Origin of the sequence: Bacillus sp. TH25 (assembly GCF_016650935.1) — a bacterium.
GTDB lineage: Bacteria > Bacillota > Bacilli > Bacillales > Bacillaceae_G > Bacillus_A > Bacillus_A mycoides.
Genome location: NZ_JAEKEU010000017.1, coordinates 1 through 11,979, shown reverse-complemented (window position 1 = coordinate 11,979; position 11,979 = coordinate 1). Strand labels below are relative to the sequence as shown.

At 32.6% G+C, this 11,979-nt stretch carries 7 protein-coding genes and 3 pseudogenes; 1 reads left to right on the top strand and 9 read right to left on the bottom strand.

Annotated features, from left to right (window positions below):
- Positions 1-49: 49 nt before the first annotated feature.
- Positions 50-1,480, top strand: coding sequence for an IS4 family transposase (locus tag JFT89_RS12745; protein WP_201040120.1), 1,431 nt, complete (start codon positions 50-52; stop codon positions 1,478-1,480).
- A 285-nt stretch (positions 1,481-1,765) separates the two neighbouring features.
- Here the strand turns inward: JFT89_RS12745 and JFT89_RS12740 are convergent, their stop codons facing one another.
- From JFT89_RS12740 to JFT89_RS12700, 9 genes and pseudogenes are all read right to left on the bottom strand, one after another.
- Complete coding sequence (locus JFT89_RS12740; RefSeq protein ID WP_201040119.1) at positions 1,766-2,440, bottom strand: NAD(P)H-dependent oxidoreductase; 675 nt, start codon at positions 2,438-2,440, stop codon at positions 1,766-1,768.
- A 49-nt stretch (positions 2,441-2,489) separates the two neighbouring features.
- Positions 2,490-4,335: pseudogene (locus tag JFT89_RS12735) on the bottom strand (FtsX-like permease family protein).
- Between the two features lie 16 nt (positions 4,336-4,351).
- Entirely contained in the window at positions 4,352-5,113 is a 762-nt protein-coding gene (locus tag JFT89_RS12730; protein WP_016095333.1) for an ABC transporter ATP-binding protein, read from the bottom strand.
- A 376-nt stretch (positions 5,114-5,489) separates the two neighbouring features.
- Positions 5,490-5,911 (bottom strand): annotated as a pseudogene (locus JFT89_RS12725) (ABC transporter ATP-binding protein); the annotation flags it as partial.
- 1,126 nt (positions 5,912-7,037) lie between these two features.
- Entirely contained in the window at positions 7,038-7,781 is a 744-nt protein-coding gene (locus JFT89_RS12720; protein ID WP_201040118.1) for a lipoprotein BA_5634 family protein, read from the bottom strand.
- Positions 7,782-7,813: 32 nt separating this feature from the next.
- A pseudogene (locus JFT89_RS12715) lies at positions 7,814-9,782 on the bottom strand (FtsX-like permease family protein).
- Complete coding sequence (locus tag JFT89_RS12710; RefSeq protein WP_016095330.1) at positions 9,757-10,527, bottom strand: ABC transporter ATP-binding protein; 771 nt, start codon at positions 10,525-10,527, stop codon at positions 9,757-9,759. The pseudogene JFT89_RS12715 and the gene JFT89_RS12710 overlap by 26 nt, the downstream one beginning before the upstream one ends.
- Before the next feature lie 143 nt (positions 10,528-10,670).
- Positions 10,671-11,657, bottom strand: a complete 987-nt coding sequence (locus JFT89_RS12705; protein WP_002069322.1) for a sensor histidine kinase — start codon at positions 11,655-11,657, stop codon at positions 10,671-10,673.
- The coding region (locus JFT89_RS12700) for a winged helix-turn-helix domain-containing protein (protein WP_201040117.1) at positions 11,657-11,979 on the bottom strand (323 nt) is incomplete at its 5' end. The genes JFT89_RS12700 and JFT89_RS12705, both read right to left, overlap by 1 nt.

Sequence of the window (11,979 nt, the reverse complement as noted above, 5' to 3'; positions counted from 1 at the left end):
AAAATACGATATCCTTTCTGTAGAATCATAGGAAAGGCTGGTGTTTTTTATGTCTGTTTTTGTGTCCGACGAATTACAACTATTTGCTCAAGAGATTCAAAGTTTTTTATCTCCAAATACCTTACGGGATCTTGCTAGCGATGTTGGTTTTGTACAACGAACCAGTAAGTACCAAGCAAAAGATTTAGTAGCTTTATGTGTATGTGTGAGCCAAAATGTAGCTATGACTTCTTTAACTCAGTTATCTAGCTGTTTAGAAGCATCAACAGCAGTACTTATCAGTCCTGAGGGACTGAATCAACGATTTAATAAGGCGGCCGTCCAACTTTTACAACGCCTACTAGCCGAACTACTAAGCAAAAAATTGGCCGCATCTATGCCGATTTCTTCTCCATACACTTCTGTTTTCAAGCGTATTCGTATTTTAGATTCAACTGCATTTCAACTCCCAGATGTATTTTCATCGGTTTATCCAGGTGCAGGAGGCTGCAGCCATACAGCTGGGATAAAAATCCAACTTGAATATGATTTGTTAAGTGGACAGTTCCTTCATACTCATACAGGTCCAGGTAAACAACATGATCGCACTTACGGCTCTCTGTGTGCCCCAAATGTGACAGCCAATGATTTATGTATCCGAGATTTAGGTTATTTTCATTTAAAAGACCTTCAATATATACAAGATAAAGAGGCCTACTATATCTCTCGTATCAAGTCGAATACACGTATGTATCAAAAAAATCCTAACCCTGATTATTTTCAAGATGGAAGAATTAAGAAAGGTACAGAGTATATACAGATAGATATGGAGACGTTAATGAACTCCCTTCAACCAGGACAAACATGTGAAATAGCTGATGCTTATGTAGGAATGATTGATAAAGTGCCAGCTCGTGTAATTGTTCATCGATTAACAAAACAACAGCAGCAAAAACGATTACAAGATCAAGCTGTAAGAGAAAAAAAGAAAGGAATGAAGTATTCTCCTCGTAGTAGACGACTCAGCGGTATCAATGTATATATGACAAACACCCCTACAGATATTGTCCCGTTGGGACAGGTACATGACTGGTATTCTTTGCGTTGGCAAATCGAAATTTCATTTAAAACGTGGAAGTCATTCTTTCAAATTCATCATTGTAAAAAGATAAAACCAGAACGATTGGAGTGCCATTTATATGGTCAATTAATTGCCATTCTACTCTGTTCTTCTATCATGTTTCAAATGCGCCAATTGCTCCTCATGAAGAAAAAACGAGAGCTTAGTGAGTATAAAGCCATATATATGATTAAAGACTATTTTCTTCTTCTATTCAAAACTATACAAAAAAGCACCCAAGAGCTATCAAAGGTGTTACTTCGCCTGTTCAATCTCCTACAGCAAAACGGGCGGAAATCTCATCGATATGAGAAAAAAACGGTCTTTGATATATTAGGTGTCGTTTACAATTGTACCATGTCTGATAATCAAGCCGCTTAATTCAAAAAAGTGAAACCCGTTAGGGTTTATTTCGTATGCAAATCTTTCAATCACCTACACTTGCCCTTTAGAAAAAAGAAACAATCTCGCCTAAAATTGACTTTGCATAAGCTTAGCTTGATAGCGATGTGGTGCTACCCCAACTTCTCCATAATACCTATAGAAGAACTACCAGCAATCCAAATCGAATTTTATACGTTTTCGCAAGTTAAGAAAAATTCACCCTAAAAACAGTCGATTCCTTAATATAAAGGAAATCGACTATTTTTAGGGTTTTCTAGATTGCTATCTATATTCTACTTTTAGTTGATGATTTTCGTCATAATGAGGAGCAGGATGGTATGGAATAGAAGGAATCTCAGAAATATTGTGCAAGCGTTTTTTATATTCCTCTAAGTAACGTTTTCGATCTTCTTCATTATGGGATGGTGTCCAGGCAATGAATGGTTCAACAGGCTCTAAACCAGAAAAATAAAGCATGCCATGATTAATATGATAAAGTATCTTCTCATGCATATCTCCATCCATTCCGTATGGTGTATAAGCATGTTTAGGCGAACCTGTTGTAGTAGACAACATCGCTTTTCTGCCTTTCAGTTTACCTGTATCATATCTTTCATCTCTTGAATAAATAAATCCAGAAATAAATGCTCTATCAAACCACCCTTTTAAAATGCCAGGAACAGAATACCACCATAGTGGAAATTGGAAAATAACAAAGTCTGCCCAAAGAAGTTTTTCTTGTTCTGCTTGAATATCAACCGAAAAATTATTTGTCTTAGTTGCTTGTTTTTGTTCTACCGCATATTTTAAAAACTCTTTATTTTCTCGCTGGATAAAATCGTCGCCGTGCCCCTTCTTAGATAAAAGATAAATTTTTAATCTTAAATCTAAAATAAATTGTTTATGGTCCGTAGTACTAGTCCATTTATTATTTCCAAATCTATTCAGAATGATCAATAAATAAGATCAAACTATGATGATACTTAGTATACATAACATTATTACATTAACCTTCTTTCGGAAGTACAATTCTTTTATACAATTGAACTGTAATAAAATAGTAAATCGAGTAAATTACTACAAAAATAATAATTGGTACCCAAATACGATTGTACGGATCAGGCAAAAGAACTCTGAACATGTTCATACCAACTAATACGTGAACAATACCCACAATTGCTGGGACTAAGAATACAAAGAATAACTCCTTATAAATTGATTGTGCTAATAACTCTCGACGAACACCGATTTTACGAAGCATTTGATAACGTGTACAATCTTTGAATGCACCAGACAGAACTTTAAACATCAAACAACTTGCCATCATTGCTAAGTACGCAATTCCGACGAAGAAGCCCATGAACATCAATCCACCTAACATACCATGAAGAGAATTATACATTTGATATTTGCTCTTCAGTTCTTCAGGTTTCATACTTGTATATTTAGCTAACTGTAATTCGTCAAGTTGTTTCCATTCTTTTAAATATGATTTAAAATCATCTGTTTTCCCAATAAACACAGTACTTTCTCGACCCTTTATACTATGGTACATGTTTTTGTCTACAATTTTCACTTTATGATCAGGATATATATACTTTGGCTGGATTGTTTGGAAAGCGTCGCTCCATTGTTTTGGTTTCCCATCATCTTTACCCCATTGTCTTGACAATGCAAATGCATCCATGGGAATTTTCTCTGAAACTTTCAGCGTCTTCCCATTTTTTCTATCTTTTACCAAAGGACGATTTTTCTCTAAATCTTCTTTTAGATAATAAATATACTGGTCATCTATTTTGTAACGATATTCAAGCTTATCTGTAAATACGATTGCATTCAAAATTTTCTTTTCTTCCGCTGTTGGATTATGAATGACTGAGTCGTAAATTTGATTTTGATCAGTAATTACTCCGGTGTTGTTTTTAAATGCCATACCACACGCAATTCCGCCAGCGCCAAGAGCCACTAAGATTGCTACTGTTGCAAGCACATTTGTTAGGCCATTAATGCGGAAATTTAATTGTGCAAAAGTAAAAGCATTGAGGCCTTTTTCACTACGCTTTTTATTACTCTTTAACTTGTTAATCATAACTGGGAGAAATGATCCAAATAACATGTAAGTACCAACGGTTGCTGTGATTAATCCAACGGCCATTAATCCCAGACCAATTAGCGGGTTTGCATATTTCATATAGATTAGTGATGCATAACCAATACCCAATAAAATCACACCAAGGATTGCAACTACAATTGTCATTTTTCCTTTTATGGCGACACGTTCTGTTTGTGCATCTGCATGTACAAGTTGTAATACAGAAATACGTGATAATTTAATACTACTTCATACTTGCTGATAGTACAAATAATGCAAAGAAGAAGATGCAAGTAACAACCATAGATGGAATGTACAAAGCTTTGTAACCTTCTCCAGTTAACTCCAATTGTTTCATTAATAACCGACCGATACCCTCTGCAAGTCCTACACCAACTACAATTCCGATTACAAGAGATGCGGCACCTAATACGATTGTTTCGATAAACATAAGTAAGGTAACTTTATGCTTTTTTGCTCCTAACATCATGTACATGCCAAACTCTTTTTGGCGAAGAGATAATAAGAAAGAGTTTGCATATAAAATATAAAAAAATGTTACAATTGCTAATAAAAAGGAACCAATGTGGAATATATATACAATAGGACCCACATGTGCATTAGATTCAAGGAACCCTTTATTTAGTGCTAGCGTTTGAAACATATAGAAAATTGAAATAGATACAATAAGACCAACAAGTAAGACAATATAATCTTGTAACTTACTTTTTAACCCTGACATGGAAAGTTTAAATAACATGCCCAAACCCCTTTTCTTACGCTTTTTGTGTGCCTAAATCTGCAAGTACGTCTAAAATTTCTTTGTAAAACTCTTCACGTGTACCATTACGGTGAATTTCTTTATATAACTCACCATCTTGAATGAATAAAATACGCTGACAGTAACTTGCACTGTATGGATCATGCGTAACCATCATAATCGATACGCCTTGTTCTTTATTTAAATTTGTCATCGCATTAAGTAAACTAGTTGCATTTTTAGAATCAAGAGCTCCTGTTGGCTCGTCCCCTAAAATAATTGCAGGCTCATGCACTAACGCACGTGCTGCTGCTGAACGCTGTTTCTGTCCACCAGATACTTCAGATGGGTACTTTTGAAGTATTGTTACAATCCCTAACATATCAGCTACCTTTTCTACTTTCGGCCCAATTTTTCGTGATGGGACACCTTGAAGGGATAATGGAAGTGCAATGTTTTCATAAATAGATAAGTTCTCTAATAAGTTAAAATCTTGGAAAATGAACCCTAATTTTTGTGAACGGAAATCTGAAAGCTCACCTTGTTTCATTTTCGTAATATCCGTTCCTCCAATTTCAATAACACCACCTGTCGCTTTATCAAGTGTCGAAATTACATTTAATAATGTTGTTTTGCCAGAACCAGATGGCCCCATAATACCGACAAACTCCCCCTCTTGAATCGAGAATGAAACACCTTTTAATGCGTGTGATTGATTCTCACCTTTTTTACCGTACACTTTTTGAATGTTTTTTACGTCTACAACTGGTTTTATCATATATATCCTCCTACGTTTGTATGATTGATAAGCTACTGTTTGAGTTGTTTCTTTTTCGTTTCCACTTGCAATGCCTCATCTGTAAAAGTATTAAACTTGTACCCCACCAATATATATCCTTTTATTTTTCAAAATAATAAGTCCTTTCATATTTTTGCAATACATAAAAATAGATATCAAACGGGATATATTGTATTCAATTTGGACATCCATTTTTAGGAATACACGTAATAGACCATCTAAGTAATAAATTTGTTCCCCGTTAAGATAAGAAAGCACTAGGTGTTTTGTTAAGAAAACACAATGAATTGCACATATAAAATCCCTTTTCGCCATCTCACAAAAAAAGAATCATTGCTGCAGCCTTTATAAACTTTATAATGGCTGGCTCATGCACAAGTGCACATACTGCTGAACGCTGTTTTTGTCCACCAGATACTTCAGATGGATACTTTTGAAGTATTGCTAAAATTCCTAACATATCAGCTACCTTTTCTACTTTCGGCCCAATATTTCGTGATGGAACACCTTTAAGGGAAAGTGGAAGTACAATGTTTTCGTAAATAGATAAATTCTCTAATAAATTAAAGTCTTAGAAAATGAATCCTAACTTTTACGTACGGAAATCTGAAAGCTCACCTTGCTTCATTTTCGTAATATCCGTTCCTCCAATTTTAATAACGCTGCTTTATCAAGTGTCGAAATTACATTTAATATTGTTGTTTTACCAGAACCAGATGGCCCCATAATTCTTACAAACTCGCCCTCTTGAATTGAGAATGATACAACTTTTAACACATGTGATTGATTCTCACCTTATTTACCGTACACTTTTTGAATGTTTTTTACATCTACAACTGGTTTTACCATATATATCCTCATATGTTTGTTTTTTTATTATCCGTTTTACATTTCTTTAAAATAAACTGCTATTTAATTACTTTGCATTTACCTTATGTAATAAAGTGAACTTTTACATTAAAATCAATTTCCTGAGTCTCTTCCATGTTCGAATATAAAATATTATTCAAATTATTTTAGTCCCATAAGCTAATAACACCCTTGTACACTTAGAAATTTACGGTTTTAGAATGAAGAAACGATTTTGTGCAATCATTTGAATTATAAATAAAACATATTAAGAACTACTGATTATATTTCTTAAATTTTCTTAAGATAATTTATAAAAACTAAACCCTAATGGGGGGATTATTTCATAATTGATTCTAGTACAAATAATAAAAAACAAAATTAGATATTGATTCCTATTAGAATCAACTCTAAAGCAGTTATACCATGCCAATCACCTGATATATAGATTGAGACATACATTCTGCTTTTTAAATTGCAACTTAGAATGTGTAAAAAACATGCTGTAGGAATAGAGGAAAATACGGGGTTAACAAAGGACATTTTCAATAAGTGAGCATATATGGTGCTCTATAAAAGTATAAAATCTGATTCATAATAAAACTAAATCTATAACATATTTTTACACGTATCTCGCTTGTCCCCCAATTAAATCCGTATCCATTGAGCGTTTCGAATATCGTGTATTATAATTTTTTTGATTGAGTATAAAATTTTGAATTCGTTCTATTTTGATATATTTAGATACTCTTTAAAATTTCGTTTTATATTCCGATGAACAATATTAAATAATATTATTTGTTATACCAACAGAAATATTAAACATCACATCCATGATCTGTTGGTAAATTTATTTGTGAGATACATCTTAACGATGTAATTCCGTATAAAGTAGTAAATCATAAAAAGTTATTTGCTAGAATAATTCTATTGCAAAATTTTAAATTAAGTAAAACGAATTTCATTTCAGCTCCAAGGTAAATAAGCACCTTCTATATTTTTTAATATTACAAAATACAGAAGGTGCTGGTTCTATCCATATAGACGTATTTTTTTACTTTTCTGTAATATTTACAAATTCAACGGCTCCCTTACCCTCAGTACCTAAAGCCGTATTCACTTTATCTATTTCCTTACTTAATTCTGGTGCTTTCCCTTGACTCTCTAAATTAAGATTCCCAAAAGATTTATTAAAAGATAGAATCTGTCTAGTTTTTTCTTTCCCATTTATTTCTTTAAATAATGTATCATCTACAATTAATAGGATTTCTTTGGATCCACCACGATATGGAGATAGCCATACATCCCCTTTATATTGAACATTCATTTTTTTCTCATCAAATGTTAGTTCTTTCAAGTCTTTATATTCTTTATTTGCAAATATGATAGTTTCATCTTTTTCTATTTTTGGTAACGAATCAAGAGGGACTGAAGATAGGAGCCCCTCGTTATTATCCCTTTCACGAATAAGTCCCTTTTTATTTATTTTTTCAGCAGTTGTTCTACTAATAAATAGTAAATTACTAGTAGCAGTATCCATAGAATCCCCAAATTTAGTCGGTAGCTTTATGTCAAGCTTATTATTATCTATAGTCCCTTCTTTTAATTGATATAGGTCTTGTGAGGTTGTTATATCTTTGTATGAGTCAATTATAGAGTTTCTTGTTTGTTCGTTTATCGTTCCTACTTCTATTGAAATTCCATTTGCTGGAGAGTCTTTTGTACCAAAGAATGAACATGCTCCTAACACGGTAATCGAAATACCAGCTACTATTAATAACCCAATTCTTTTTTTCATCCTATATTCTCCTTCTTTTTATTATTTTTGAATTAAAAAATCGTTTTATACATTTTTTTCAAGTATTGAGAACGAACAAAGTAAAAGTATATAATTTGCAAAACTAAGAAACAAACCAATACTATGACGGAACTACCCAAGACTGAAAAATTAGCTAACTTTTGTAAGGCCATAAAAGCAACTGTACTATGTATAATCGCTATTGCAATTGGTAACAAGAATAACAATGCAAGTTGACGTGACACAATTTTCTTTAATTCAGGTTTACTTAAACCAACTTTTGCTATCATTTTATATTGCTGCTGATTTCGTTCTAAGTCTGTATATAATCGGAAATATAAAAAGCTTGCAGCAAACGTAAAGAAAACAATGCCTATTAATACACTCATAATGGATGCAAGTCCAAAATTTTGTTTCATCACTATCCATGTAAAAATCAAAGACGAAAATATATATTTTTCGTTGTCTACTATATGCTCATTTATACCTTTATTATCCTTCTGAAAAGCAGCTACAATATTTTCCTCAACTTTTTTTGTTTTCTCCCAATCTTTCACAATAAAACCATTGATAGTGGATTCATCATAGTGATTCTCAGGATCCACTAGCATTTGATTATATACAGCGTCTGGTATAATAATTGTCGTTATGTTTGTATCTTGTAGTTCTTTTGGCGTTAGTGTTTTATTTACATGCATATCTATTTTTATATTTCTATGCGACAATCGAAAGTTATTTTGATTCGATTTTGTATTAGCGAATTTTCTTGCAGGTATGACAATACTATCATTTTCATTTTTTAAGCTTTCTTTTTCAAAACCGAATGCCTCAGCTAACTTATTATAATCACTTATTTTTATAACGCTTAATAATACATTACTGTTATAAAGGGTATCTGGAATTTGTTTTATTGAATAAGCTACTTGTTTGAATTTAAACCCACCATTATTGAGTTCGCTTTCTATTTTTTTAGATGCTCTTTTTCTAAAGGATTATTATTATAGGACTGATAAGAAAATGCAAAGGGACTATTCGATTCAGCCATAGATGAGTTACCTAATCCCATACAAGTTCCAACTGCAGTGAAGGCAACGGCAGATATAATAGTGACCATAAAAAACATTTTTGCATTATCTTTTAATTGATACACTAAATCTGAGATGGTGAGTATGTTTGTTTTCTTAAAGAAAATATTTTCCCTTTTCTTTAATGCACGTAACACATATACACTGAGCTGTGTAAATAAGAAGTACGTTCCAAGTACAACAAAGCTCACCCCTGTCGCCATCATGAATAATACATATTTCATATCCTTGTATTGAATTGCATTAACACTATGGAATACAGCCGTATATCCTAATCCAATACAAATAAGTGCGAATAAAGACAGCCAAAAGGATGATTTGGGTTCAGGCTTTGGCTTTTCTTCTGCTTTTATTAATTCTACTAATTGCTCTACATTTACTAGTCGAGAAGTGAAAAGTGAAATAAATAAAAATAATAAGAAGAAAGCTCCAAATGTTATTCCAATTGCTTTAAAGGGCATGTAAAATGGGAGTCCTTTATCAATCATTAGCAGATTGTTGCTCATAATTAAGATAAACTTAGAGAACGCCATTCCAATTGTAATTCCTGTTAAAATAGAAGCGATTCCAATTATTGTATTTTCAATAAATATTAATTTATTCAACTGTGAACGTGACATCCCATGTAGCATTAGAATTCCAAAATCTTTTTTCTTGTTTTTAAAAATGCACTTACAGAATATAGGATAAAGAAGAATGAGAAGAAAAATATTAACCCCTGCGATATCTGTAATCCTGACTTTGCAAATGTATTGATTGTTACACTGGCAGCAAGATCGCCTTGTAAATTAGGATGAAATGCAAGTAATGCATAAGTAAAGAAAATCATAATAGCAAGCGTACTACTTAAAAAATGAGCCAAATATGTTCGTTTACTTCGAATGACGTTATTAAATGCGAATTGTCGAAAAGTCATTTGCATTTCCTCCTAATAATGCTAAAACCTCTAGAATTTTTTGATAGAATACTTTACGATTATCTCCACAATAAATCTCATTGTATAACTGTCCATCTTTGATAAACACAATGCGATCACAATAACTTGCAGCCATTGCATCATGTGTCACTAACATCATCGTTGTGCTATTTTCTTTATTAAGCTTTGTCAATAATTCCATCACATCACTAGCAGATTTTGAATCCAGATTTCCTGTAGGCTCATCCGCAAGTAATAATTTAGGATTATGAATAGTAGCTCGTGCGATTGCTGTTCTTTGTGCCTGCCCACCAGAAATTTCATACGTACGTTTATCCAATATTTCAGTTATCCCTAGTTTTTCAGCAATAGCTTCCACTTTACCTTCCATTTCTCTAGGGCTTACACCATCAAGCGTAAGTGGAAGAACAATATTTTCTTTCACTGTCAGTGTATTAAGGAGATTAAATGATTGAAAAACAAACCCTAATTCACGTCTTCGAAATAAAGACAACTGATCTGGAGATAACAGGTATGGATTTTCTCCATGAATTAATACTTCTCCTGATGTTGGAGCATCTATAGTAGAAACCATATTTAATAGCGTTGTTTTACCACTCCCAGATGGTCCCATAATTCCTACAAATTCACCTTTATTTATTTTCAAATCAATATGGGATAATGCTGTATAAGAAATTTTCCCAGGATAAACTTTCCCTAAATCTGAAACATGTAGTATCTCCACAAGTATTTCACCTTCCATTTCTCTTTTCTATACATGAAGTGTAGCCTATATATAGTATGTCTCATATCGATTTCCCTAACATTTATCTAACAAGTTTGTAAGATTCAAAAGAAAAAACCGATGAAAAGTTTACCTTTCATCGGTTAACGAGATGCATATGGGAATACGATTTTAACTTTTGTTCCCTTACCTACCTCAGATTCTAACTCAATCTTATGATTTAATTTTTCACATACTTCTTTAACAAGATATAATCCCATTCCCGTAGACTCTTTGAATTTCCTACCATTTTCTCCAGTATAAAACAGATTAAAAACACGTGGTAAATCAGCAGTAGGAATACCCACTCCATAATCTCTTACTTCCAAAATAATTGCTCGTCCTTTTGAATACGCCGATACCATTACTTTCCCTTTCTTACTTGATGAATATTTAATTGCATTTGACAGTACTTGATTGAGTATAAATCGAAACCATTTCTTATCTGTTTCTATAATAAGACTCGGATCTACTTTTAATTCTGGATACACATAACTACGTATAAACAGACGTTTATTTTCATGAATAACAGAATCAACCATTCCCAATAATTGCAATTTTTCTACATGAAAATCCTGTTCAAATGTTTCTAAACGAGCAACATATAAGACCATTTCTAATCCTTTTTTGATTCTTTCCGTTTCTTCATTAATACTGTCAAATTGAGAGTCATCTGCATCTTGTGTAATTAACTCAATAACAGAAAGAGGTGTTTTCATTTGATGAACCCATTGATTCATAAAAATCATTTGTTCTTGTTGTTTTCGTTCCCATTTTTTTAATTGGTTTTGATAATATTGATATTGAGTTTGTAGTAATTTATCTAAGGCCATTGATAATGGAGTCAAATCACTATCTTTTATTGACTCATTTAAAGTTTCTATTGGTGTTGATAGACGCTTGTAGAATGAACGATGACTATAATAACGATATATTAGATAACCCATTAATAAAAAAACACCCAAAAATACAGAATATAATGCTGTCAAAATATGTGGATAACCATCAAACCAATATATAAAAAGAATGATAAGCAATTGAGCAAATGTATAACAAATGAGTGGAATATGTTCTTGTAAAAATAATTTCATTATTCCTTTCCTTCCTTCTCCCAAGTAGCATGCAAACGATATCCAGCACCACGAACTGTCTCCAGTGCGTTTTCAATACCTAAATCTTGCAACTTCCTTCTAATTCTCCCTATGTTTACACTCAATGTATTCTCGTCTATATATGAACTATCCCATAGTTGTTCCAAAATCACTTCACGTTTTACAAGAAGTGGAGACTTTGTTATCAATATTTCCAATAAAGTTGTTTCTTTTTTAGTAAGTATAATTGTCTTATCTTCTAGTTGAAGTTCCATTCTTTCTGGGAACAGGAATAGTCCTGATTGCTCAACTATTCGTTCTT